This is a genomic window from Paenarthrobacter sp. 4246 (genome assembly GCF_040546855.1).
In the GTDB taxonomy this organism is placed as follows: domain Bacteria; phylum Actinomycetota; class Actinomycetes; order Actinomycetales; family Micrococcaceae; genus Arthrobacter.
Genome location: NZ_JBEPOP010000007.1, coordinates 136257 through 160935, shown reverse-complemented (window position 1 = coordinate 160935; position 24679 = coordinate 136257). Strand labels below are relative to the sequence as shown.

Here is a 24679-nt window from a genome sequence, read left to right as displayed (position 1 = left end):
TCTTTGCGGTGGGGGCTGGTTACTTCCGGCCGCTGAGCTGGAGGACCTGCTTGAAGAGGCCCGAGTGGTCGAGGCCGCCGTCGCCCTGGTTGACGGTTGCGGCGACGAGCTGGGCGACGACTGCGCCGAGCGGGACGGAGACGTTCGCTTCGCGGGCTGCGGAGGTGACGATGCCGAGGTCCTTGTGGTGAAGGGCCAGGCGGAAGCCGGGGTCGAAGTTGCGGTCCAGCATCTTCTGACCCTTCTGATCGAGGACCTTGGAGCCGGCCAAGCCGCCGCCCAGGACCTTCAGTGCTGCGTCGGTGTCTACGCCGTAAGCCTCGAGGAAGGCGATGGCCTCGCCGAGGACCTGGATGTTGACGGCCACGATCAGCTGGTTTGCAGCCTTGACGGTCTGGCCGGAGCCGGACGGGCCGACGTGGACGATGGTTTTGCCCACTGCGTTGAGGACATCCTGTGCTGCCTCGAAGTCTGCTGCTTCGCCGCCGACCATGATGGACAGGACGGCGTCGATTGCGCCCTGTTCGCCACCGGATACGGGAGCGTCGAGCGGGCGGATGCCAGCTGCTACTGCGTCATCCGAGAGGCGCTTGGCAACATCGGGGCGGATGCTGGATGCGTCGATCCAGAGGGTGCCCTTCTTAGCGTTGGCGAAGACGCCGTCCTTGCCGCTGACTACACCTTCAACATCGGGGGAGTCCGGGACCATGGTGATGACGACGTCGGCGTCCTTGACTGCGTCCGCGATGCTCGAGGCACCCTGGCCGCCCTCGGAGACGAGCTTGTCGATCTTGTCCTGGCTGCGGTTGAAACCGGTGACCGTGTGGCCGGCCTTGACAAGGTTGATGGCCATGGGGAGGCCCATGATTCCGAGGCCGATGACTGCAACGTTGCTCATTGTGGTTCTCTTTCTGAAAGTCTTTTTAGCTCAGGTGTGCTGGATGGCGAGGCAGCCGCTTAGGCGGGCGCCGCCGTCGTAATTAGTTGGCGTTGGCGCGCTGGCGGATGGCCCAGCTGAAAGCCGATTCCTGCGGTTCCTTGTACTCGAGGCCGATGTAGCCGTCGTAGCCGAGTTCGCGGCTGCGGGCGATCCATTCGCCGAGGGGGAGGGTGCCGGTTCCGGGAGCGCCGCGGCCGGGGTTGTCGGCGATCTGGATGTGGCCGAAGTCCTTGGCGTGGTTCTCGATGACGGATTCGACGTCGTCGCCGTTGACTGCCAGGTGGTAGAAGTCGGCGAGGAGCTTGATGTTCTGTGCGCCGGATTCTGCCTTGACGCGGGCGATGACCTTGAGTGCGTCTTCGGCGGTGAGGAGCGGGTACTTGGGTGCGCCGCTGACCGGTTCGAGGAGGACGGTGCCGCCGATGCGGGCTACGCCTTCTGCTGCTGCGGCGAGGTTCTTGACGGCGAGTTCGTCCTGCTCTTCAGGGGTGAACTCGTCCTGGCGGTTGCCGTAGAGAGCGTTGAAGGCCTTGCAGCCCAGGCGCTCACCGATGCCGGCTACGACGTCGATGTTGTCCTTGAACTCGGAGCAACGTCCCTTCCAGGAAACCAGGCCGCGGTCGCCGCCGGGCATGTTGCCGGCGTTGAAGTTCAGGCCCGTGAGCTGAACGCCGGCGTCCTTGATGGCTGTTTCAAACTCGCTTACTTGTGCGTCGGTGGGGACGGAGGTCTCGAAGGGCCACCAGAACTCGACGGCGTCAAAACCGGCTGCCTTCGCGGCGGCGGGGCGCTCGAGCAAGGGCAGCTCCGTCAGGAGGATGGAGCAGTTCACTGTGTACGTCATCGTAGGTCCTTCCGAGGAGGGGCTTGGATCTATATTCCTGCTGCTTGGCTGCCTTGGCGCTTGGCTTTAGTTTCCGCTTTGTGGAATTTAGATTCTGCTTTATGAAAAGTTTAGGGAAGGTGGGGGTGTGAGTCAAGGGGCTGGTTGGGGAGGTGGGGGTTTGGGATACCGAGGGGTAGCTGGAGACTGGAGATCGTCGGAGTACCGGTGGATGAAAAGCCGTTGCCTCCGACCAGCGATGCTCGGGCTTTGCAGGTCTTCTACCGAGAGCCAACCCCAGTCGTCGTCCGAGGCCGTATTTTGTCAGTGCTCGCCTGTAATCTGATCTTCTAACTTCCGCTCACACTTCGAGGAGTCGTATTGAGCTCGCCATTCGACGATTACAATGCTGCACTGCACCTGGAAGGTAGAGAATTGGACGGTGGCTGGCGGGTGGGCACCCGTATGCGCACAACTTCCGGGGCCACCGGCGGTGCTTTCAGTGCTGGATACCTGGTAACGAATGAGCGGGGTAGGTGCGGGTTCTTGAAAGTCCTGGATCTGGCTTCGGTACTAAACCAGGGAGTGGATGCCGTCTTGGATGCGACGAGTGCATTCGTTGCGGAGCGCGACCTCTTGGTTATGTGTGGACATCGAAAGCTTTCGCGTGTCGTGACGGCGATCAGCCACGGACAGTTCAAGCTTCCCGAGTTCATGCTTGGCGATGTCAACTACATCATTTTCGAATTGGCATCGCATGATGTTCGAGTGGCGCTCAGCCAGGCTGAGACCTTAACGAACGTCTTAAGGCTGGAATATTTGAGAAACCTGGCTGTGGGGCTGCGGCAGCTTCACTCCAACGAGGTTGCTCACCAAGACCTCAAGCCGTCTAACTTCCTGCTGTTCCCGGACGATTCGAATGGAAGGCACGTGGGTAAACTAGCTGACTTGGGTCGGGCGTTCCGCAAAGGGGTGCCTGCTTCTCATGACCATCTGATTGCACCCGGGGACCGGGCGTATGCGCCACCGGAACAGCTCTACAGGTATGCATTCCCGGAGGAGATGGTGCGCCGCTTTGGCGCGGACCTCTATCAACTGGGAAGCATGGCATCATTCATGTTTACGGGGATGACAATGAATTCGTTGTTGGCATCAGAACTGGCGCCTCATCATCATTGGGATACTTACGGTGACTCCTACCTGGATGTACTACCGTTTCTTGAGAACGCCTACGCGTCTGTCATTCCGATTCTGAAGCAGAGCCTGCCCGGAGATGTGGATTCCAGACTTGGAGGCATCATAGAGTTTCTTTGCCAACCCGATCCGCGGCGACGGGGGCATCCTGCATCAAGACGATGCGGAGGCGTCGATTATTCCCTGGCACGAGTTGTTACCGAGATCGATCTTATTGCGCATCGATCTATGCTCCTCTCTAGGGCGGCAGCGTGAGTGCTTCCAAACCGAATGAAGACCGACAAGTCATACCTCGCTGGCGCTCATTTAAACGCACCTTGTCAACTCGGGAACTGCATGCGACAAATCTGGCGCCAAGAATAAGCTCAATGCCCGAAGTTGACCGTTTGCGTGAGGAGTACAGGGAAGAACCAAGCTTGTACGTAGCAGCGGATTTGAGGGCTGCTTTGCTAGCCAATAAAGTTTTCGATGCTGAGTTTGAGGAACTTTCGTCATATATTTCCTCATCACCCCGCGTACCAAGCCTACTAATGCAAAGCCTTCAGCGTGATGCTAAAACCCAAGGACTGGAAGACTCGGAGTTAGATGTCGGTGTCGCGGATACCATCACTGCAGCAGCGCGGGTGGATGTTGCGCGGCTTCGCAAAAAGCTAAGGCTTCAGCCGCATGATGCAATCTCTAGAGTAGACATTGCTTTGTCACACGCTATTCTGGGTAATGTGCATCAGGCGTCGCGCGAAATATCTATTGCGTTATCCATTGCTCCGGATAATCGATTTATTCTACGGTCCGCCACGCGCTTTTATGTTCATGTGGATGATCCAGATCAGGCGCATTGGATACTGACGCAGTCACCTCGGACAATTCACGACCCATGGTTGCTTTCTGCTGAATTATCGACTGCCTACCTAGCGTCTGGCAGGTCGGGAAATGCTCGCATTGCTCGCGAATTGCTAATTAGCGGGAGATTCGGCGCACATTCACTAAGTGAGTTAGCTAGTGAAATAGCAACAGGCGAACTTCAGCGTGGAAGCGACGCAAAGGCGCGAAAATTTTTTGCGCAATCGCTGGTGGAACCAACCGAAAATGCGGTTGCACAAGCGGCCTGGGCGTCTGAAAATAAGATCACACACTTGAATTCAGAGTCTTTGACCATTGATAGGGGATATGAGGCGCGGGCCATCACCTGTGCGCAAGGCGGACGATGGGAAGAAGCAACGGAAGAGAGTCGGAAATGGCAATTCGATCAACCTTTTGATCTCCGGGCGGCAATGTACGGTTCGTACTATGCGTCTATGGGTGCTCAAGACTACGAGTCTGCGTTCATGATGGCTTCCATGGGTCTGCTAACGCATCCTGGTGAGCTGATGCTGCACAACAACGCTGCTTTCGCGCTGGCTAATCTCGGCAGAACTGACGAGGCTCGCGTTCATTTGGCCTTCCTTGCCGGCGCGGATGACGAGAGCTTGCCTGTCTTCCGAGCAACCGAGGGACTCGTTGCATTTAGGGAAGGCAACGAGATTAAGGGCCGGCGCGACTACCGCAGCGCGGTGGAAGGCCTTCTCAAGGCTTCCAGGGCGGCTGACGCGGCCGCCGCTGCCCTGTTTTGGGCGCTTGAGGAGTCTCGAATCGGTTCGCTACTTGCTGGTGAGACGCGGAAGCTTGGGGAGCGACTTCTCTCGGCTGCGCCAGTCGTCCCTGAAACTCAAGCTCTCCTGGGCCGCCTAGACGCAGTTCGACCATCTTCCGGGCATCGAAGAGCTTTCTAGAAGCCGGGTAGCCCCCCATAAGCGATGGGCAGGATGCGTCAGAGACGCATCCTGCCCATCGCTTTCGACTTACGCGGTAGCGGTTCCTCCGCGATGCTGGGGTCGGCGGTTGCTCGCAGAAAGAAGCTCCGTCAAAAAAGTCTGAAGTACGGCCTCGGCTTGTTCTTTGCTCTCAAATTCGAGGTCGCCGACAATGGATCCTCCACCGGACCTGATCTCGTAGTCGGCTCCACGAGCGGCCTTCGAGGACTTTGCAGCAGTGGCAGATGACTGCTCACTGTTAGTTTCACGATTCATGGTTACCTCCTCAGGTGTCTCAAAGCCTAGGGCTGGGGTCCGACACTATGGTCCTGGCTTGCGGGGGCAGCTCCGTACGTTATTGAGGGTCTGTCACCGTAAGCAAACCTTATCAGCCCCCAAAGCGCGCTGATAGTGAAGGCTCCGATGATTACCCAACCCAGGCACCAAACCAGGGGCGTGACGGGAATGGCAGCGAGGACAGCCGTCCCGAGAAGGGCCAAGGCGCATCGCCCAAGTACCCTACGTAAAGGCGAAAGTATCTGGACCACGAGGTTGTGCTCCTGAGTCCGACTCATCCACGAGAAGAGTAACGCGGGTCCGATCAGGAGGATCGAAGCAGATGGAGAGGGGATCTCCGCCTTTGGGCCTAAAATATAGCCGTTGAAAACTCGGACTAACTGGGCCGAGATAAACAAAAGCACGATGCAAGCTACGGCCAACTTGGTAAAAAAGAAGAGCCCTTGGGTCGTAGGGACAACATCGACAAAGGCGCGACCGGTGAAGAAACGCTGCGACGGGCTCAGGGCAACGTGCCCTAGGCGGTGTCCATTTGGATTAGCGTCTATATCGCTTTTTGAATCAGACTCACTGGGCCCTGTCTCAGTGAGTTCCAGTCGCGATACCACCAAGCCCTCAGGGACCTCAACTTCGAGGTGCTGGCTGGCAGCAAAGCCGAAGTCAGGTACTGGGTAATCGAAGCGAACCCGTTTGAACCCACGCTTGTGCACCTCGGGGGCTTCTTGATTCAGAGCATATTTGACAGTAGTTCGCGTGTCGAGCAGATCGGAATCCAGTTCCACAAGGAACAAGAAATTGTGGGCAAGCTGCTGCACCATGGAATTGGTGACCTCCAGCATCTTTGGACTCTTAGCGCCGTCCTTTCTGACAGCAATCCAATTTAGATACTCAATGAGGGCAGACTCTGCTTCTGCTTTGGGGCGTGAGAATACCACTTTTGAAATAACTGCTTTGGCTTCCTTCACATCTTCTTCTTGCAATGGAAGAAGATGTATCAGGGAGGTTGTGAGCATTTCGACGGCTAAGCTGCCATTATCTTGACGGCCAAGAACCGAGATGGATTTGCCAGCATGAGTGGCATCAAGCTTTCGTTTAGTACCCTTTTCGAGAATGGCTATAGGGATGATGAAACGATCTTCTGAGCCGGAAATCATGAAACCGCTCGGAGCCGTAATATCGATTGAAACATGCCGTCGAGTTGTACCTTCGGCATCCAAGCGAAGAGCATCTACTCTTCGATGCACCCAAGTCTGCGACTGAAGCATTAAGCCGAGCAAAGAGGTCCCTGGGTCGTGTTTGGGTCGCTTCTCCACGGAATGATTTTCTTGACCTTCATCATGATGCACTCGACAATCATAGCGCTGTAGTTGTTGACGTCGCTGTCTTGTTGCTTGCTAAAATCCACAGAAAGAAGAGAAATTCTCTTGAAAGGTTGTCAGACGCCTTCGACGGTGCCGAGGACTGCCCAATCTTCTCAATTTCGGCTTAAGGCCAGCTCAGCGTCTCATCTGGAGCGGCCTCGTCAGGGATCTGGATCATTTAGCAGGCCTGCATTGGGGTGCAGGCGTGGCTCACAGGGCCTGTACCCCGGTAGTCGTTGAATGGAGGGCTTCAGAGCCGGAAGTCTCGGAGCAGGATCAGTCGGGAGCTTGTGAGTTTCCGCCGGCCACACTTCAAAACACTCTCCGATGGTCCAGCTAAGCTAAGAACCGCCGGTGGGCACGGAAGTCTCGTGGCGGCAAGGACCATCGTCACTGCTCGCGAAAGGACAATCGAATGGCTCGGCCGACAGTGCAGGACGTTGCCAAAACGGCTGGTGTGTCCGTAGGGACGGTGTCGCGCGTCTTGAACGGGAGTTCGGCCGTAAGCGAGGCGGCCAAGGAGAAGGTCAACGCAGCAATTCGGGAGCTGAGCTACCGTCCGCTTGCTTCAGCTAGGGATCTCCGCAGAGACCGGACCATGCGCGTTCTGGCACTCGCCAAGAACCTGGACTCGCTGGTCATCAGCGAAGTCTTCCGTGGTGTCGGCGACGCTGCGGCCGACTCAGGGTACGTCAGCCTGATCGCGGCCACCGACGGAGATCTGGACCGCGAGCAGCAACTTGTGGACATGCTGCGCAACGGCTCCGTGGACGGTCTGGTGATCTTCTCGCCGACGATGCCGGACGAGGAAGTCAACGTTGTCGCCGAACAACTGAGCGTCATCCAGGTCTGTGAAATCGTCGACGCCGAGTCAGCTTTCGGGGTGTCCATCGACGATCGTCAGGCCGCCTACGACATCACCAAGCACCTGGTCGATACGGGCGCGAAGAAGCTGGCCATGATCGCCCACAGAGGTGCCCGCTCAGGCCGGCTGCGTGAGGAAGGCTTCCGCCAAGCTCTCACGGAAGTGGGCTTGGAGCAGGACCAGATCCTGCTCGGGGAGGGCAACTTCGGGTTCCATGCCGGGCGCAGCCTCACGAAGAAGCTCCTGGAGACAAAGGACCTTCCGGATGCGATCTTCTGCGGAACCGACGTTGTCGCGGCAGGCTGCGTCCGTGAACTCACGGATGCCGGACTCCGAGTTCCACAAGACATCGCCGTAGCTGGGTTCGATGACTCGGCCCAAGCGGAAATGTGCGTCCCAGAGCTGACCACGGTCCGCCAACCCGCCTACGAAATGGGCCGAGTCGCCTTCGCTGAGCTCCTGGAGCGGATGACCGTCGAAGGCTCACATCGTAGGGGAAGAACCTTCCTCCCGCACGAACTCGTCATCCGAGACTCCACGAAATAGAGAGGGTTGACAGCCCTCAGTGGTCCCTGTCACACTACTTTGGAATCGATTCCACGGCCGCGAGGCCGATTCTTTTGAACATATTTGGAATCGATTCCATGGATCACAAGAACCACCGGCAAAGAAGCCACCCTCAGAACGCGGGACAGCCAAATCGCGCACTGAACGCCACTCACCCACAGCCACCAAAGGAGCCACTTGTGGACTTGAACCGACCTGCTCTACCGCTCCAGAACAAAGCGACAAACCGAAGGGCACTAGCGGCGACCGCAATAGCCGCAGCCCTCCTTCTTACCGCGTGCGGCGGGGGAGCAGCCCCCCAAGGTGCCGAGCAAGCGGCAGCTGCCGATCCGGCGTCGGGCGCTAATGCCAGCGGTGCCGTGAACATCTGCGGCGTCAAGGACGCGAGCGGTATCTACAAGGGCACAGCGGAGGCGTTCACCAAGGCGAATGGCAAGGTCACGGCCAAGTACACCGAGATCGGCGCCACCACGGATGAAGCCCGCACTCAGATCGTGCAGCGGCTCGAGGGCAAGTCCACTGAGTGCGACCTCTTCGTTACGGACGTCATCTGGACCTCCGAGTTCGCCTCCCAGGGCTGGCTGCTGGACCAGACCAAGCTGGTGGAGGCCAACAAGGACCGGCTCATTCCCTCCACTGTGGAAACCACCAAGTACCAGGACAAATACTGGGGTTCGCCGTTCTTCACCAACGCCGGATTGATCTACTACCAGAAGGACAAGGTAGCCAAGCCCGAGTCCTGGCAGCAGCTCTACGCGGAAGCAGCCAAGGCTCCCGGCAACGGTTACGTCTACCAGGGCAAGCAGTACGAGGGCCTCACGGTGAACTTCCTCGAAATGCTCTACAGCGCAGGCGGCGAAGTCCTCAACGATCAGGGCGAGGTGAAGATCGACTCCAAGGAAACCCGCGACGTCCTGAACTTCATGAGCGACGGCCTCAAGAACGGCTCAGCCGACCGCGCCGTCCTCACCTACAACGAAGACCCGGCCCGTCTCGCTTACGAGTCCGGCGACTTCGGATACCAGCGCAACTGGCCGCACGTGTACCGGCTGTTGAACGCGACGCCGCTGGCTTCAAGCTTCGCGGTCGCGCCGCTGCCGGCATGGGAAGGTGGCAAGGCCTCCGGCGTGCTCGGCGGCTGGAACCTGGCGATCTCGGCCCACTCCACCAACCAAGCCGGAGCTGTCGCGTTCATCGACTTCGCCACCACCCCGGACTGGCAGAAGCACGTGGCCATGGACTACTCGCAGGCACCTGTGAATGAAGCGGCCTACTCTGACCCGGCGGTTCTGCAGAAGATGCCGTTCGCCACCGAACTCCTCGCGTCCGTGAAGGGTGCCAAGCCGCGCCCGATCTCCCCGGTATACCCGCAGATCTCGCAGGCGATCTATAAGAACGTCTACGCCGTCCTCTCCGGCACAGCCTCCACCGAGGAAGCAGTGCAGAAAATGGCCGAGGAAATCACGGCCGCCAAGGCGAGCTTCTAGTATGGCCATCAAAACAATCCCGCCAAGCCGAGCAAGCGGCCGCGACCGCGCCGAGCGCAAGCTCGCGTTCCGCATGACCGCCCCGTCGCTGGTGATCATGGCGCTGGTTGCGGCGGTCCCGATCGGCTACGCAATCTGGCTCTCGCTGAACCAGTACAGCGTCCGCACCGCCGGTCTGTCCCGCTTTGTCGGCCTGGAAAACTACATCAACGCCCTGGCAAGCCAAGAGTGGTGGGCGGCTTTCGGCCAGACGTTCCTCTTCGCGGGCCTCTCGGTCAGCCTGGAACTCATCCTCGGAACAGCGATGGCGTTGATGCTCAACCTCGCGTTCAAAGGCCGCGCCGTCTTGCGCACCGTGGTTCTGCTGCCGTACGCAATCATCACCGTGGTCAGCGCCATTACCTGGCAAACGATGTTCCAGCCCAACATGGGCCTGGTCACCAACGTCCTCTCCACCCTAGGGCTGCCGGGCGGCGACGTCGTCTGGCTCGGTGAGCACGGCTACGCGATGGCGGTTATCGTCATGGCCGACGTCTGGAAGACCACGCCTTTCGCGGCGCTCATCATCCTGGCCGGCCTGCAGGTCATCTCCGCCGAAACGTACGAGGCCGCGGAACTCGACGGCGCCAGCAAATGGCAGACCTTCGTCAACATCACCCTGCCGCTCCTGCGCCCGGCAATCGTCCTCGCCGCGATCTTCCGCACCATGGACGCCCTCCGCGTCTTCGACCTGCCGTTCGTCCTCACCCGCGGAGCCAACGGCACCGAATCCATGTCCATGCTCGCCTACACCCAACTGCGCGAAAACCGGCTGGTGGGCGAAGGCTCGGCGCTGTCCATCCTGACCTTCCTCACCGTCATGGTGGTCTCGGTCATCTACGTCCGCTTCGCCGGCGGCAACATCCGCGACGTCGCGAAGGAGGAACAATGAGCACGCTGACTGCAGAACGCCCGAAGGCGGAACTCGCCAAGCGCCCCAAGGCGCCAAAGCGTCGCTTGCGTGGGGAATCGAAACTGCACCCTTTGGTGTGGGTGTTCGTGGTGGCCGTCATGGCTTTTTCGCTCATCCCGTTCTACTGGCTGGTCAACACCTCCCTGAAGAAGGGCGCGAGCCTGTCCCAAGGCGAGCTCTTCCCAAGCCAGCCGACACTCGAGAACTATCTGGTGGTCTTTCAGAACCCCGAGTTCCTCCTGGCCCTGCGCAACTCGGTGATTATCGCCGTCGTGACCACAACAGTGGCGCTGGTGTTCGCGTCTTTCGCCGCCTATGCGCTGGCCCGGCTGAAGATGCGCCGCAAGGCGATGATCCTGACGCTGATCCTCTCGGTCACCACGTTTCCGGCCATCGCCATCGCGGCCCCGATGTTTTCCATCTGGCGCGAGATCGGCCTGTACGACACTTTGCTGGGCCTCATCATTCCGAAGCTGACGTTCGCGTTGCCGCTGGCGATCTACACGCTGACGTCGTTCTTCAAAGAGATCCCGCGTGAGCTGGAGGAATCCGCGTACATGGATGGTGCCACGCCGTTTGTCGCCTTCCGCAAAGTGATCCTGCCGCTGGCGGTCCCCGGCTTGGCGACGACGGCAATTCTGGTGTTCATCTCGGTCTGGAACGAATTCCTCCTGGCCGTCACGCTGACCACCTCGCCGGAAGCCCGTCCGGTCCCGGTTGCGATTGCGTTCTTCAGCGGTACCAGCGAGTTCGACCAACCCCTCGGCACCATCAGTGCCGCCTCGGTGATTATCACCGTCCCGCTCGTGATCCTCGTGCTCGTGTGCCAGAAGCGCATCGTTTCCGGCATGACGGCCGGTGCGGTCAAGGGCTAAGCCCGTCACGAAGTCCCCAAACCCCTCACAGACTCTAAGAAACCCCAGAAAGAACAGGAATAACGTGAGCATTCAGCAGCAGGCCCCGTCCACAACCCTCAAGGTGGGAGTTGTGGGCATCGGTTGGGCCGGCCAGCAGCACCTCAAGGCGTACAGCAACATTCCCGGCGTCGAAATTGTGGCCGTCGCGGGCATGGAAGCCGAGCTCCTTGCCCAACTGAAGGAGGAGTACAGCATCCCTCATGCCTTCGCGCGCTGGGAAGACATGATCGAGCTGGAAGGCCTCGACGCCGTCAGCGTCGCCGTGCCGACGTTCCTGCACGCGCCGATCGCCATTGCTTCGCTTGAGCGGGGGCTGCATGTGCTGAGCGAAAAGCCGTTGGCGCGCAACGCCGTCGAGGGTCAACAGATGGTGGACGCCGCCCGCAAGGCTGGCCGCGTGCTGGACGTCGCGTTCAACCACCGCCGCCGCGGCGACATCCAGGCGCTCAAGGAAGTGATCGACGCCGGCACGCTGGGACGCCCGTACTACGCCAAGGCATCATGGCTCCGCAGGCAGGGAATTCCGATGCTGGGCAGCTGGTTCACCAACCCGGAACTCGCCGGCGGCGGTCCGTTGGCTGATATCGGCGTGCACGTGCTGGATTACTCGCTGCACCTCCTGGGCGAACCCAAAGTGCTGTCCGTCTCGGCGTCTACCCACTCCGAACTCGGCCCTCGCGGCCTCGGCGGCAACGCCCGCTACACAGCTTCGAACTCCAGTCATAAGTTTGAAGTGGAAGACTTCGCTTCGGCGTTCATCCGGCTGGAAGGCGGCGGTACCTTGATCCTGGAAGCGGGCTGGGCCACCTATCGCGACGAGCGGGACCTGATGGACTTTACCGTTTACGGGACCGACGGCGGCGCGGACTTGCGCTCGGTCGGCGCCTCCGAGAACCCGGTGGCGGACGTTCACGTCTTCACCGAGAAGGACGGCGAAAACGCCGACTTCGAGGTGGTGGCCGAACCCGGGCGAGCCCATCAGGCCGTCGTCGACGATTTCATTGCCGCCGTGCGCGGTGGCGAGACCGTGTGGGGAAGCCACGACGGTTCGCTTGCCCTCAGCCGCGCCCTGCTGCTTGATGCTTGCTACAAATCCGCCCTCGAACAACGTGAAGTGGTGCTCTGAAATGTCTGATTCGAAATTGAAGATTGTTGTCTGGAACGAGGCCGTCCACGAGGCCCGCAACGAGCCTGCGACCATCGGCGAGATGTACCCCGAGGGTATCCACGGCGCCATTGCCGCCGGACTGCGCGGCTTCTACCCGGACTCGGAAATCTCGACGGCCACGCTGGCTGATCCTGAGCATGGACTTTCTGAAGAGGTGCTGAAGCAGACCGACGTGCTGCTCTGGTGGGGGCACATTGCGCATGGGGAGGTTGCTGATGAGGTAGTGGAGCGCGTGCAGCGGCATGTGCTCGGCGGCATGGGCTTGGTGGTGCTGCACTCCGGGCACTTCGCCAAGATCTTCACCCGGCTGCTGGGGACCACCTGCTCGCTGAAGTGGCGCAACGAGGGCGAACGTGAGCTCGTATGGACGGTCAAGCCGTCGCACCCGATCGCGGCAGGTATCGAGAGCCCGATCGTGATTCCGCAGCAGGAAATGTACGGCGAACTGTTCGACATTCCCGAGCCCGATGACCTGATCTTCATCAGCTCGTTTGAAGGTGGCGAGGTGTTCCGCTCCGGCGTGACGTTCTCCCGCGGCAAGGGCAGGATCTTCTACTTCAGCCCCGGCGACCAGGAATACCCGGTGTACCACCAGCCGCAGATCCAGAAGGTCATTGCCAACGGTGTCGGCTGGGTTGCCCAGCCTGGCGTGTTCCGGGAAGCGCCCGAGGTCTCCAACCCGGCGCGGGGTTGGTTCGAGGAAGCGTAGGACGACGACCACCCTCTCCCTTCCTCCCGCTGGCCGTCCGTTCGGCGTGGCCGCCATCGGTTACGCCTTCATGGGGAAGGGCCACTCGGACGCGTGGAGGAACGTGGACAGCTTCTTCGACGTCCCGGCCTTCGAACAGAAAGTGCTGGTTGGCCGGGACGCCTTGGCGGTGGCCGAGGCCGCTGCCAAGTATGGCTGGGCCGAGTGTGGGCCACTTTGGGCTTGGAGCCGGTGGTCTTTGGGCTTTCGCAGATCTCACTGACCGACTGCGCGCCTGGTACGACATATGGGACGCCGGGAACTTGTAGGAGAGCGGTTGGAGTTCGCCCGACAAAGAATGGACCGGCTAACGCGCGCTATCGCCCGCTCCGGGCCAAATAGCGGGCACGCATGACCGGGCTTGCTGCTGGTCCGGCCGCAAACTCATGCGCCTGATCGTCAACGCGGCGGCCGCTGGACCGGTCCACCAAAACGGGTTCGACCTCCTCTCCGGTTTGGCTATCGACCAAGATCATCGCGCGTTCGGAAGGTTCAAGGCGAGAGTTGGTCCATGCGGCCATCGCGACCAGCACCGGCCGGAGAGAGCGCCCCTTTTCGGTTAGGACATACTCGTGCCGGGGTGGATTCGACTGGTACGGCCGCTTCTCAAGCAGCCCCTGTTCCACGAGCACACGCAGCCGGCTGGTGAGCATGCTCGAGGACAATCCGATGTTCTCTTGGAACTGGTCGAAGCGGCTGTAGCCGTCGAAGCAGTCATGCAGAATGAGCATCGTCCACCACTCACCCACGTAGCCCAGCGCTGTCGAGAGCGGGCACTCCCGGTCTTCAAGCCTAATTTTTCCACCCATTGCGGCCACCCCTTTCGTTACTGCTAGAGTAGCACCTACTAACTGCTAAATTAGCAGTTAGTTAGTGCGGATTAACGGGCTCACGCCACATCACATTAGGAGTTGCCATGACCTACCCTCACGCTCTAGGGCTGGCCGGCCGTCGGGCCCTTGTGACCGGCGGCACCAAGGGCGCTGGCGAGGCGATTGCGCGGCGCCTTCAAGGCGCCGGCGCGACAGTCACCGCGGTGGCCAGAACCCGGCCCGACGGCGCCTTGGCCGCCGACGATTTCATCGCAGCGGACATCTCAACACGCGCCGGAGCACAAGCCATAGCCGAACGCGCAAGGAGCGCGGGAGGCTTTGACATTGTTGTGCACGCCGCGGGAGGCTCGAGCGCTCCTGGCGGCGGCCACGCTACCCTTGGCGACGGGGACTGGGACGACGAACTGCAGCTCAATCTGCTCGGCGCTGTCCGCATCGACCGGGCCCTCATTCCTCACATGATTGAGGCCGGGAAGGGTGCGATCGTGCACATCGCGTCGATCCAGCGTCAGATGCCGCTCTACGACGGCACCTTGGGTTACGCCGCCGCTAAGGCTGCCCTCCGTACGTACAGCAAGGGGTTGGCCAACGAAATCGCGCCGCGCGGGGTGCGGGTTAACAGCGTTTCGCCGGGCTTCATTCAGACGACGGCGGCCGATGGCCTCATCGACCGCATCGCTGCGGCGGGCGGTACGGACCGGACTGCTGCCCTGGAATCGCTCATGGACTCCCTCGGCGGCATCCCGCTGGGCCGCCCCGCGCGGCCGGACGAAATCGCCGAGCTCGTCGGCTTCCTCGCCTCCGATGCAGCCTCCTCGATCGTCGGTGCCGACCATGTCATCGACGGCGGCACCGTCCCCACCATCTAGATAACCGCCATTCAAGCAGGCAAAACGGCAAACCCAGAAAGAAGTCACCATGACACAAAACATCCAGCTCACAGACCTGCCCCAGCCCGTCATTACCTACCTGGAGCGCTCCCGAGGCAACCAGCGAAAGACTGCCATCGACACGTTCGACGCCGATGCCCTAGTCGTCGACGACGGCCACCAGTACCGCGGAACTTCCGAAATCGCGGGATGGCTCGATCGAGTCGTATCCGAGTACGAATACAAGACCACGTTCCTTCGGGCCGAACGTGACGGGCATGCCACAGTCGTCGTCAGTCGCCTTGAAGGGACATTTCCAGGAGGAATCGTCGACCTCAAGTACCGCTTCTTGCTCGACAACCGGAACGAGACCATTCGCGAGCTGACCATCGCACCCTAGGCCTCCCGTTCCTCGCAGAACCGCTCCGTGTCGTCCGAACTGGTCGGCCGCGAGTTCGGGCGGGCCTGGCTAAGCGAATCACTCCCCTCCTTTAGGTGGACGGGGTGAACATCCCGTGAGTGAAGTGCTGGTTACTCGCGTGAACAATGGCCGCGGGTAAATATTCAGCATGGCGGCACGTGTGAAGGAACGAGTCGTACAAGAGCAGCTGCACTTCAACAGGCCGCAGGGGCTGCGACCCTCGGAAGCTTCCGCCGGTGGCCGCTCTGTTCCACACTGGTTCTATCCAGCTCCGCTGGGTGCGGGATTTTCGGGCTTTGCCGAAACGAGGAAGACGATGCGGAAAGCGCGTGGAGCGGCCGTGCTGACGTGGATCTACGCTGCAGCATTCGGGATCCCGGCTATTCCAGTCGGCATCTACCTCCTAGAGAACGGGTACCTGCCGATGTTCATGGACCTGTTCCCGATGTACGCGGGTCCATGGGACGGCCTGCAAAGCTGGACCTTCGTGGCGCTGCTTATGGTGTTCCTTGGTGCAGTGCTGGTTGCGTCGTGGGCGGCTTGGCTGGCATGGAGGGGGCGCAAGTCCGGGCTGGTTCTTGGGCTAGCCCTCCTGCCTGTGGAAGCAGTGTTCTGGATAGGCTTCGACCTGCCTTTCCCTTGGTTGTTCGGCGTGGCCCGCGGCCTGTTGTACGCGCTCGCTTTAATGTCACTGCGACGACGTTCGGAGGGGCGGCTGGCTGGCGGCTAGTCGAGACCCGACCCGTCCGGCAGCACGAAGGGCTGATACGGACGCCGCGTCGTCAAACCCTGTGATCCGATAACCCAGCTGGTTGGCTAGGCGTTATGGAACAACGCTTTGTGCGCTACCAATCGAGTACACCTGATGCGAAAGGGCGACACCTTGGGATCTTCGCCCTGGCGAACCGATTGGCGAAGGAGGGCAGCCTCAGCACCGAAGATTGGGGCCGTTGGCGCAGTACCAACGAATTTTACGACGCGGCTTACGTAACGCCTGAGGCGTCGATCTACGCAGCCCCGGGCGCACAGGCTTGGTTCAAAGTGTCGGCCACTCACTTGTTGGAGAAAACGGATTTCTACATCGATCTTCTACGCCGGCATGACGTCCCCTGCCGCGTCTTCTACTCAACCGATCCCGGCACCGTCATTTATGAAGACGACGTTCAAGTCGTCGTCGTCCCGTACGAAGTGGACAGCGAATCAAAGGGTCGTGATTCCAGGGAAGAGGAGCGAAAACCGTGAAGCGGTATAGGGCGCCTACACCGCGCAGTCTTGCGGGCGGGTCTGACGGGAATTGCCAGTAGCTGGAACGGCGGGCTTGTTAGGGCGTGCAGCTAGATCTCTCATAGCGAGCGGTGGGGACCGGCTTGCGGGCGGTGCTCACGCTTGGTCCCTGGCTGCGGATAGCGTATAGGCCTCCAGCTCAGTTCTGCCCTGCACGACTGCCGGTAGGCTGCACACAATGAGTAGCACACCAGAAGTGCCCCGGGAATCTTCCAACTACAGGCCAGGCGAGCCTCTCCGATCGTGGACTAGCGGCGAACCGATCTCTCCGGTTGACGCAGAATTGATCATTCTTGCGTCAGAGTCACTTGCTTCCCTTCGCCGGCTCATCGACGGGGATCACCTTTCGGACGAAGACCTGATTGCATTCGGGAGGCTTAATTCCAATTGTGTATTGCGGTGGTACGAACCGATTGTGAGCCTCGTCCGGGAGCCCCAAATCGATCCTGAAGTGATCACACTTTTGAAGGCATCGGTGCCTGGACTCGACTCCTAGAATCCTCGTCCCAGCGCAGCCCGGGATGTCCCGTTACTCGTCGAAGCGAGCGACGCTTGAGCATTTCGCATGCTCGGCCGAGTACCCGGTAGGGATCGGTTAACGGGCGCGTTCCGAGGGGAGACATTCGGTCGGCAAAGGAGAGTCCAAAATAGTGCTCCGTGGGGTTTTTCGCGTACAACCGACGAACCTAAAGGGATCCTTCGACGAGGCGAAGAGGCAATTCCGCAAGGCTTTGGATGGTTCCCTCCCGCATCGAGCCTTCGCGGTTGAGATGTAAGGCTTGTAGCCCCGCGTTCCGGGCTCCTTCGACATCGACTCGGTAGTTGTCTCCGATATAAAGGGTCGCCGCCGGCGACACATTCATGCTCCTGCAGGGCTGTAAGAACGCCTCTTGTGCCGGTTTGGCGTGGTTTATATGTTCGGAGCTGAATACCCGGTCGAGGAGGGGTTCGAGCCCGATTCTGTTGACTTTGGACGTCTGCTGGTCGTGGTTCCCGTTGGTGATGACGCCCACCGGCATGCCGATGGCCCGGAGGTTCTTCAATGCCGGCGCCGCGTCTGGAAAGGCCATCCAGGCGTCCTCGTAGTTCTCGAGGTATTTGGTGAATAGCTCATCGATTCGGGCGCTCGTTTGGGGAACTGAGAGCCCGGCTAACGGGAGGAACTGGCGGAGTCGCTCACGGCGCTGTTCCTGGAATGTGAGTTCCTTCGCGAGGAACCGGTTGTAATTGACTTCCTCGATTTGAAACCAGCTACGTGTCAGTTCGTTGGAACCCTTCGTTCCAAGATGTTGAAGAAAAGCATCCACGCCGGCACGGGCGGATGACGGATGATCGAACAGAGTGTTGTCTAGATCGAACAGGACGGCTCGAATTTGCACCCGCCAAGCGTAGCCTGCTGTTCCTCATATTGCCGACGGACCTGTTCTGCCGCGGGATGGTCGGCACCATGGGCTCCAGTCATCACGTCCAGCCGGAGCGGCGGTGGCAGCCGGATACGGTGTTGCCGACCAGATCGCCGCGGCGTAGTCGAGCAACTCAATCGAAGTCCTGTCGGTCATTCACTGCTGCCCCACTAGTGAAGAAGAACGTAGAAAACAATCACCAACGCGGGAAAGAGCGCCTGGCCGATGGCGCTGACCAGAAGGCGCTTCTCCGTGACCCAGAGCCAGAAACCAAGGAAGACGTGGCACGCGCAGCAGAAGATGATTATCGCCGACCCGCTGGCGGGACTGCTTGAGAAGTTCACCAGCCACAGGCCCACAGCGATGCCCAGGCCAAATGTGATGTTGTAGGCGCCAACATTCATCGCCCACATCCGCACTGCGCGCACGTCTTCCGGCCTAATGAGGAAGATTCGGTAAAACCGTTGATCGCCATGGAAGAAGATCTCCAGTATGCCAACGCTGATCAGCGCCAGACCGGTGGATCCGGCGAGTATCTGGCTCAGCAAATTCATGCCGCGCTCCTATAGTCCTGCAATCGCCGCCTCTTTGCGTGCAGGTTACGCTTCAGGCGCCAAGACCTTCAAGGGGTTCTGCAGACGATCTCAATCAACCATGCCCACCCGCCTCCAGCCCCGCGCCAACAGCCGCAACAAACGCGTCCGTCTCCGCTGACCGTCGACTCTTCAGCCACAGCGCCGAGGTCCGCCATGCCAACGGATCACCAACCAAAGGACGCCACACTATCCCCGAAGGAAGAGGCGTCCACGGCTCCTCATTGAAGTGCACCCCGCGGCCGGCCAGGATCAGCCCGTGCGTGAAGTGCTGATTCCGCGCATGAACGATAGCCGCAGGAAGATACCCGGCATCCCGGCACGTGTGCAGGAACGAGTCATACAAGGTCGGTGCCATGTGCCGCGGGAAGATGATCAGTGGGCTCCCGGCTAATTCGCCTAAGCGCACGGAAGAAGCCGACGCGAGCGGATGCGAAGCATTCAGCACCACCCCCAACGCACGTGAAAACACCCGCCCCGACTCGAAACCCACGCTGCTCAACGGGTGGCGCACCACCGCGACGTCCAGTTCGCCGTCGCGCAGTCGCTCAACCTGCTCAACGGTGGTGAGCTCGTGCAGGTTCAGCAGAACGTCAGGCGCAGACGCAGCAAAAGAAGAAACCATCGTGGACAAGGCAATCGGGTTCGTATCAGGCGGCACGGCCACCTGCAGGATTCCCGAAGCGCCAGGCCGGATCCGACGCATCGATTCCTGCGCCATGGCCACGTGATCCAGTACCCCACGCGCGTGCTCCAGCAGCAACGCCCCTGCTTCGGAGAGCTCCACACCGGTCCGTCGACGGTGAAACAACTGCACTCCGAGCTCTTTCTCCAGGTCCTTGATCCGCTGGGAAAGCGGGGGCTGGGCCATGTGTAAACGCTGTGCAGCACGCCCGAAATGCAGCTCCTCGGAGAGCACCACGAAGTACTTGAGATGGTGGAGGTCCATCGCGGCACCATATCAGTTTGGTATCAAGGTGAGTAGATATTGATGTTAGACGGGTCACATTCTCCGATGGTCAGATGGGAATCAAGAAAGCCCCAACGAACCGAAGGAAACCCCCAATGTCCCAGGATGTCCTCTTCGAACAAAACGGCCCCATCGCCACCATCACCCTGAACCGCCCGGAGAAGCTCAACGCCTGGACCGAGGCCATGCGCAGCGAACTCATCGACTACCTCGAAGGCCTCAAAGGCAACGATGAAGTCCGCACCGTCATCCTCGCCGGCAGCGGCCGCGCGTTCTGCGCCGGGCAGGACCTGGCTGAGACCGCATCCATGAACCCCGAGGATCACGTATCCGCCGAGGCCTGGATCGACGGTTTCGATCGCCTCTACCGCGCCGTCCGCAACCTCGACCAGATCACCATCGCTGCGGTCAACGGCGTCGCCGCCGGCTCCGGTTTCCAGTACTCGCTCCTCGCCGACCTCCGCGTCGGTGACTCCAAAGTCCGCATGGGCCAACCCGAAGTCCTCTCCGGCATCCCCAGCATCACCGGCATCTGGGCCATGTGGAGCATCCTCGGCAAGTCCAAGACCTCCCAGTTCGTCCTCACCGGCGAACTGGTGGACGCTGCGGAGGCCCAGCGTCTCGGCCTCCTTAACTACTTGGCGGACGACGGCGGCACGCTGGCCTACGCCCTGGAACTCGCCTCGCGCTTGAGCCTCCTTCCTCCGGGCGCAGTCCGCCTGACCAAAAACCGACTGCGCAGCCTCGAAGACGACGACCTCACCGATGCCATGGCAGAAGCCAAGCGCGTGCACCGCGAGGCCTACGGCACCGGCGAGCCCCAGCGCGAAATGGCCCGCTTCCTCGCCGGCCGCCGCTGATCGGACGGGAAAACACCATGAAAACAGCAACCCAGGACCGCTACACCGAACTACGGAACAGCCACCATTGGGAGGTGCCGGAACTCTACAACATGGCCGTCGACGTCGCCGACCGGCACCCAAGGGACAAGCGCGCACTCATCCTGGAGTCCGCCGTCGAAGGTCAACGTGAGGTGAGCTGGGGCGAGATTCAGGACCGCTCGCGGCAGATTGCCGCCACGCTCCGACAGGCCGGCATCAAGAAAGGTGACCGGGTCGCCGTCTTGCTCCCGCAACGCGCAGACACCCCGGCCGCGTACCTCGGTGTGCTCCGCACCGGCGCCATCCTGGTCACGATGTCCCTGCTCTGGGCGGCTGAGCCGATCCGCTTCCGGCTGGAAGACAGTGGCGCGTCGGTGATCATCGCCGAGGACTCAGCGAAGCACCTGTTCGAGGACTACGAGGGCACGTTCATCGACATCGACAGCCCGGCCATCAAGGAGGCGCCCACAGAATTCCAGGACGTCGAAACCAAGGCTGACGACCCCGCCCTGATCTTCTACACCTCGGGCACCACCGGCCGCGCGAAAGGAATCGTTCACGCACACCGGACCCTGCTTGGCCACAATGAGTTCGAGTACTGCCACCAGATTGGCGACGGCGACGTGTTCTACGGCGCGGGAGACTGGGCATGGTCGCTGGCCAAGCTCATGGGCCCGCTCAGGCTCGGTGCCACGCACTTGGTTTTCCGGCCCAGTGGCGGCTTCGACCCCGCAGCCCTGCTGGAGAGCATGAGCCGCCACCGCGTCACCAGCGCGCTGGTCAATCCGACGTTCCTGCGCAAGATGCGCGAAGACGTGCCCGACGCCGGTGCTCGCTTCCCGCTGTCCCTGCGGACGGTTTGTTCGTCCAACGAGCCGCTGACGCCGGACCTGATCACCTGGTTCGAGTCGCAGTACGGGGTGACCCTGCTCGATTACTACGGTTCCACCGAGTCCTACCCGCTGCTGGGCAACTACCCGGACGTGCCAGTGAAGCCAGGGTCCATGGGGCGTCCACTTCCTGGATGGGACGTCCGGTTGCTGGACGAAAATGAGCAGGAAGTGGCCGCGGGCGAGACCGGCGAGGTTTGCCTCCGCGCGCGATCCAACCCCCAATTTCCCTTGGGATACTGGAACATTCCGGAGGCGTCCGCCACCGCGTTCGGAGGCGATTGGTACCACACCAAGGACCAGGCCTACGCGGACGATGACGGCTACTTCTGGTTCCTGGGGAGGACCGACGACGTCATAAAAACCTCCGGCTACCGCGTTGGACCCTATGAGCTGGAGGCCGTCATTCGCGAACTCGATCCCGTCAGAGACGTGTCCGTCACCGGCGTGCCCGACGAGCTTCGTGGCCAGTCCATCAAAGCCTGGATCGAACTCATGCCCGGTCACGCTGGGGGAGCGGACCTGAGCGAAACCATCGTGGCGCACGTGAAAGAGAACTTCTCCCGCTTCGCCTACCCACGATTCATCGAATACGTCACCGCGCTGCCGAAGTCGGCCACCGGAAAAGTCCAGCGGGCCCAGCTCCGCGAACTCCCACACGTTGTAGCCTCTCCCCGCCCCGAAGGACAACAATCATGAATACGATGACCCAGAAAGTTGCTGACACCGAGTCTTCCCCCCGGCGCAGCCTCAAGCGCGTCGCCGCGGCAGCCGCCGTCGGAAATTTCGTCGAATGGTTCGACTCCGCGGCATATGCGGTCATGTCCGTCACGATCGCGAAGCTCTTCTTCCCTGATTACTCCACGACGGCGTCACTTCTGGCCGTGTGGGCGATCTTCGCCGGCGGCTTCATCGCCAGGCCGCTCGGGGCAGCCTTCTTTGGACGCTACGGTGACCGGATCGGCCGGAACAAGATGCTCGGCCTGTGCGTGCTGATCATGAGCGCAGCAACATTCTGCATCGGTATCCTGCCGACTTTCTCGGTGATCGGCGTGTGGGCTCCGATCCTGCTGTTCCTGTTCCGCGCGGTGCAGGGCTTCACAACGGGCGGCGAATACACGGGTTCCTCGGCCTTCATTGTTGAGTACGCCCCGGAAGGAAAGCGCGCCACGTACGCCAGCATTATCCCGGCCACCGTTGGGCTGGCCTCGGTTGCCGGTGCGCTGCTGGGTGCTGCAATTACCGCGACGTTGAGCACTGCAGACCTTCAGGCCTGGGGTTGGCGGATTCCGTTCCTACTCGCGGCACCTCTTGGTTTGATTGGCCTGTATATCCGCTCCAAGGTGGACGACACTCCCGTGTTCCGCGGTTTGGAAAAGACGGGCGAAGTGGCAAAGCGACCCCTGGGCGATGCCATCCGAATGTGCTCCCGCCAGATCTTCACGCTTTTCGGATACAGCATCACCAACGCCATCGCTTACTACCTGATGAGCAGCTACATGATCGCGTACATGACCTCGAGCCTTGGCTACTCCTCGGCCGAATCCATGATCACGAGCGTGATCACGATGCTGGTGTACACGGCTGTTTGTCCTCTGGCTGCACGAGGCAGTGATCGGTATGGACGCAAGAAGATGTTGCTGGTGGCTTGTGTTGGCTTCGTGGTGATGACCATTCCAGCGTTCTCCATCATGCCGCTGGGTCTCGGCTTCGCGATCCTTGGTACGAGCGTCCTGGGTGCGTTGGTAGCCGTGATCGGTACGTCCAACGTGCCGGCACTGGTGGAGATGTTCCCCTCCTCGGTCCGGGCCTCCGGCTCAGCGATCGGGTACACCCTGGCCTACGTACTGTTCGGTGGAACGGCTCCCTTCGTTGCTACCGGCTTAGTAGCTGGCTTCGGAACCCCGCTGGCTCCGGCCTTCTACCTGATGGGCATGGCTCTGGTGTCCGCAGTAGTTGTGGTCCTGTTCTTCCGCGAGACAAAGGACCTGTCGCTGTCGCGGACCACGGTTCTGTAGAGGCGTTCAGCTTGAAACTGGGTTGGGCTGGGCGCTCGTCAGCGCCCAGCCCAACCTCTTTTATGCCCGCTGAATATTGGCGTTTAGGCCAGCCCGAGGGCAAACTCCTCAACCCGTGTGAACACTTCAGCTTGGGCTTGTTGGGAGGCCCGCCAATCGTCCGGAATCTGCAAAGAGTGGTCGGCTCCAGGCACTTCAAAGAACGTTCCTGCACTCTCTGATTTACGACCGCCGTCCCACAGTTTGTCCTGCGAACCACCGATGAAAAGGTCGTCCTTCGACGAAGCACCGATGGTGCTTCTGACCCGCTCATCTGTGAGCAGTGGTGTCAGCCAGATGCCGGGGATGCGAGCTTCCTCGGCCCACGGAATGCTCAAAGTACTGAACGACTTCGCGACAATCAATCGTTGATCGGCGGCGGGTGAGGCGGCAAAAGCTTGCTCGGCAGCCTCGGCCGCGAACTCGTGAGGGGCAGCACTGGGCGAATCGTCAGCAGTCCACCGGACGGCCTGAACATGCCAGCCCAGAGATCCCAGCATTTCGCCAGCCCAGAAGAGGACCGGACCCTCCACGGGATATCCGGAACCGGGAAGCAGAACAGCGACCTTGGTTTTCTCCGGGTGATCGGGGGAGGCTTTTGCCCAGGTGAAAGATTCCATAAGGCATGCTACTCCGCGACTGGTTCGCGACAACCTAAAATCGATGGATGAATTGACTGGTCCGAACTGTTGAAGTCCCGTAGGGTCCTTGGATGGGGAAAAAATTACGCAAAACACTGCTGTCTTGTTTGATCATGGCAGCCATCCTGGGGACCACCAGCTGTGCGATTCCGGGAGGGGTGAGCACGGCGCCGACTGATGCTCCGACACCAAGCACGCCCCCGCAAGTGTGTCGCTCTGTGGAGGGAATCCCGGTGGTGACGGAGGACTGTGTGGTGGTGGATCCTGAAGCGGCCATGGCGGCGAACGAGCTGTACCGCCAGCGAAGAGCCCTGACGCCGGACATGCGGGAACATCTCAATTCCTATCTTGAACCCGCTCGAAAGGCACTTGAATCACTCAGCGAGCCCACCACCGCACCTGCCGTAGTGGAAGCGTTCGGCTCTGTTGGACTTACGGACGCGGTGCAGACGGATGACAACGGAAATGGTGTGCGGTTTGGGGCAGCGTCGCCGCAAGGCGGATGCCTCTTCGGATACGTGGCTCTCGACGGCAAGGTCGACATTTCTACCGGCGGCAGCATTATGGACGGTGGCTGCCTGGAGATGCCCGGGCACTGAGCCCCATCTCTTGGGATCCGGCCCTGTTTCTTCCACCACCTAGGCCACCCCCCAACCACCACCTAGACGCCCCCAAATAACCCCTAATTTCGGCCGATTCACCACCTAGTTTCCGCTTTCCGCCCTGTG

Annotated in this window: 24 protein-coding genes and 2 pseudogenes; 17 read left to right on the top strand and 9 right to left on the bottom strand. The window is 60.6% G+C overall.

What is annotated here, in order from left to right; translation table 11 throughout:
* Positions 1-19 precede the first annotated feature (19 nt).
* Together ABIE35_RS14855 and ABIE35_RS14850 are read right to left on the bottom strand one after the other, a co-directional pair.
* Positions 20-916, bottom strand: a pseudogene (locus ABIE35_RS14855) (2-hydroxy-3-oxopropionate reductase); the annotation flags it as partial.
* Positions 917-980: 64 nt separating this feature from the next.
* Positions 981-1784 carry a hydroxypyruvate isomerase family protein gene (locus ABIE35_RS14850; RefSeq protein WP_354516055.1) on the bottom strand — a complete coding sequence of 268 codons (804 nt, stop codon included), beginning with the start codon at positions 1782-1784 and terminating at the stop codon, positions 981-983.
* Positions 1785-2144: 360 nt separating this feature from the next.
* On the opposite strand from ABIE35_RS14850, the gene ABIE35_RS14845 reads away from it, so the two are divergent.
* The gene (locus tag ABIE35_RS14845; protein ID WP_354516054.1) at positions 2145-3212 is read left to right on the top strand and encodes a protein kinase domain-containing protein; all 1068 of its coding nucleotides are present in this window, start codon (positions 2145-2147) and stop codon (positions 3210-3212) included.
* Entirely contained in the window at positions 3209-4726 is a 1518-nt protein-coding gene (locus tag ABIE35_RS14840) for a hypothetical protein (RefSeq protein ID WP_354516052.1), read from the top strand. Before ABIE35_RS14845 ends, ABIE35_RS14840 begins: the two co-directional genes overlap by 4 nt.
* Before the next feature lie 69 nt (positions 4727-4795).
* Here the strand turns inward: ABIE35_RS14840 and ABIE35_RS14835 are convergent, their stop codons facing one another.
* Both ABIE35_RS14835 and ABIE35_RS14830 read right to left on the bottom strand, forming a co-directional pair.
* Positions 4796-5023, bottom strand: coding sequence for a hypothetical protein (locus ABIE35_RS14835; RefSeq protein ID WP_354516050.1), 228 nt, complete (start codon positions 5021-5023; stop codon positions 4796-4798).
* A gap of 26 nt (positions 5024-5049) precedes the next feature.
* On the bottom strand, positions 5050-6390 hold the full coding sequence (locus ABIE35_RS14830) for a hypothetical protein (protein WP_354516049.1): 1341 nt from the start codon (positions 6388-6390) through the stop codon (positions 5050-5052).
* Between the two features lie 430 nt (positions 6391-6820).
* Here ABIE35_RS14830 and ABIE35_RS14825 point away from each other — a divergent pair, with 430 nt between their 5' ends.
* The 7 genes and pseudogenes from ABIE35_RS14825 to ABIE35_RS14795 all read left to right on the top strand — a co-directional run.
* Positions 6821-7816 carry a LacI family DNA-binding transcriptional regulator gene (locus ABIE35_RS14825; RefSeq protein ID WP_354516047.1) on the top strand — a complete coding sequence of 332 codons (996 nt, stop codon included), beginning with the start codon at positions 6821-6823 and terminating at the stop codon, positions 7814-7816.
* 200 nt (positions 7817-8016) lie between these two features.
* Positions 8017-9324, top strand: a complete 1308-nt coding sequence (locus ABIE35_RS14820; RefSeq protein WP_354516045.1) for an ABC transporter substrate-binding protein — start codon at positions 8017-8019, stop codon at positions 9322-9324.
* Between the two features lies 1 nt (position 9325).
* Positions 9326-10255 carry a carbohydrate ABC transporter permease gene (locus ABIE35_RS14815; protein WP_354516043.1) on the top strand — a complete coding sequence of 310 codons (930 nt, stop codon included), beginning with the start codon at positions 9326-9328 and terminating at the stop codon, positions 10253-10255.
* Positions 10252-11151: a carbohydrate ABC transporter permease gene (locus tag ABIE35_RS14810; protein WP_354516042.1), complete on the top strand. Its 900-nt coding sequence runs from the start codon at positions 10252-10254 to the stop codon at positions 11149-11151. The genes ABIE35_RS14815 and ABIE35_RS14810 overlap by 4 nt, the downstream gene beginning before the upstream one ends.
* Positions 11152-11215: 64 nt before the next feature.
* Positions 11216-12319 carry a Gfo/Idh/MocA family protein gene (locus ABIE35_RS14805; protein ID WP_354516040.1) on the top strand — a complete coding sequence of 368 codons (1104 nt, stop codon included), beginning with the start codon at positions 11216-11218 and terminating at the stop codon, positions 12317-12319.
* Position 12320: 1 nt separating this feature from the next.
* Positions 12321-13070 carry a ThuA domain-containing protein gene (locus tag ABIE35_RS14800; protein WP_354516038.1) on the top strand — a complete coding sequence of 250 codons (750 nt, stop codon included), beginning with the start codon at positions 12321-12323 and terminating at the stop codon, positions 13068-13070.
* 70 nt (positions 13071-13140) lie between these two features.
* Positions 13141-13290 (top strand): annotated as a pseudogene (locus ABIE35_RS14795) (gfo/Idh/MocA family oxidoreductase); the annotation flags it as partial.
* A gap of 136 nt (positions 13291-13426) precedes the next feature.
* Here ABIE35_RS14795 and ABIE35_RS14790 read toward each other — a convergent pair.
* Entirely contained in the window at positions 13427-13918 is a 492-nt protein-coding gene (locus ABIE35_RS14790) for a winged helix-turn-helix transcriptional regulator (protein ID WP_354516037.1), read from the bottom strand.
* 107 nt (positions 13919-14025) lie between these two features.
* Between ABIE35_RS14790 and ABIE35_RS14785 the strand changes: the two genes are divergently transcribed.
* From ABIE35_RS14785 to ABIE35_RS14770, 4 genes are all read left to right on the top strand, one after another.
* The gene (locus ABIE35_RS14785; RefSeq protein WP_354516035.1) at positions 14026-14811 is read left to right on the top strand and encodes an SDR family oxidoreductase; all 786 of its coding nucleotides are present in this window, start codon (positions 14026-14028) and stop codon (positions 14809-14811) included.
* A gap of 49 nt (positions 14812-14860) precedes the next feature.
* The gene (locus ABIE35_RS14780; RefSeq protein ID WP_354516033.1) at positions 14861-15211 is read left to right on the top strand and encodes a hypothetical protein; all 351 of its coding nucleotides are present in this window, start codon (positions 14861-14863) and stop codon (positions 15209-15211) included.
* 169 nt (positions 15212-15380) lie between these two features.
* Positions 15381-15962, top strand: coding sequence for a hypothetical protein (locus tag ABIE35_RS14775; RefSeq protein ID WP_354516032.1), 582 nt, complete (start codon positions 15381-15383; stop codon positions 15960-15962).
* Positions 15963-16057: 95 nt separating this feature from the next.
* A complete protein-coding gene (locus ABIE35_RS14770) occupies positions 16058-16474 on the top strand; it encodes a hypothetical protein (RefSeq protein ID WP_354516030.1) in 417 nt (138 codons plus the stop codon).
* Positions 16475-17202: 728 nt separating this feature from the next.
* On the opposite strand, the gene ABIE35_RS14765 is transcribed toward ABIE35_RS14770, so the two are convergent.
* From ABIE35_RS14765 to ABIE35_RS14755, 3 genes are all read right to left on the bottom strand, one after another.
* On the bottom strand, positions 17203-17895 hold the full coding sequence (locus tag ABIE35_RS14765; RefSeq protein ID WP_354516028.1) for an HAD family hydrolase: 693 nt from the start codon (positions 17893-17895) through the stop codon (positions 17203-17205).
* Between the two features lie 194 nt (positions 17896-18089).
* Entirely contained in the window at positions 18090-18473 is a 384-nt protein-coding gene (locus tag ABIE35_RS14760; RefSeq protein WP_354516026.1) for a DUF1304 family protein, read from the bottom strand.
* A gap of 94 nt (positions 18474-18567) precedes the next feature.
* Positions 18568-19461 carry a LysR family transcriptional regulator gene (locus tag ABIE35_RS14755; RefSeq protein ID WP_354516024.1) on the bottom strand — a complete coding sequence of 298 codons (894 nt, stop codon included), beginning with the start codon at positions 19459-19461 and terminating at the stop codon, positions 18568-18570.
* Between the two features lie 116 nt (positions 19462-19577).
* Here ABIE35_RS14755 and ABIE35_RS14750 point away from each other — a divergent pair, with 116 nt between their 5' ends.
* Genes ABIE35_RS14750 through ABIE35_RS14740 form a run of 3 tightly spaced genes read left to right on the top strand, consistent with a single transcriptional unit; the run spans position 19578 to position 23271 of the window.
* Entirely contained in the window at positions 19578-20342 is a 765-nt protein-coding gene (locus tag ABIE35_RS14750) for an enoyl-CoA hydratase/isomerase family protein (protein WP_354516023.1), read from the top strand.
* A 17-nt stretch (positions 20343-20359) separates the two neighbouring features.
* A complete protein-coding gene (locus ABIE35_RS14745) occupies positions 20360-21952 on the top strand; it encodes an acetate--CoA ligase (RefSeq protein WP_354516021.1) in 1593 nt (530 codons plus the stop codon).
* Positions 21949-23271, top strand: coding sequence for an MFS transporter (locus ABIE35_RS14740; RefSeq protein ID WP_354516019.1), 1323 nt, complete (start codon positions 21949-21951; stop codon positions 23269-23271). Before ABIE35_RS14745 ends, ABIE35_RS14740 begins: the two co-directional genes overlap by 4 nt.
* Positions 23272-23354: 83 nt before the next feature.
* Here the strand turns inward: ABIE35_RS14740 and ABIE35_RS14735 are convergent, their stop codons facing one another.
* On the bottom strand, positions 23355-23930 hold the full coding sequence (locus ABIE35_RS14735) for a hypothetical protein (RefSeq protein ID WP_354516018.1): 576 nt from the start codon (positions 23928-23930) through the stop codon (positions 23355-23357).
* 239 nt (positions 23931-24169) lie between these two features.
* On the opposite strand from ABIE35_RS14735, the gene ABIE35_RS14730 reads away from it, so the two are divergent.
* Positions 24170-24550: a hypothetical protein gene (locus tag ABIE35_RS14730; protein WP_354516016.1), complete on the top strand. Its 381-nt coding sequence runs from the start codon at positions 24170-24172 to the stop codon at positions 24548-24550.
* Positions 24551-24679: the final 129 nt, after the last annotated feature.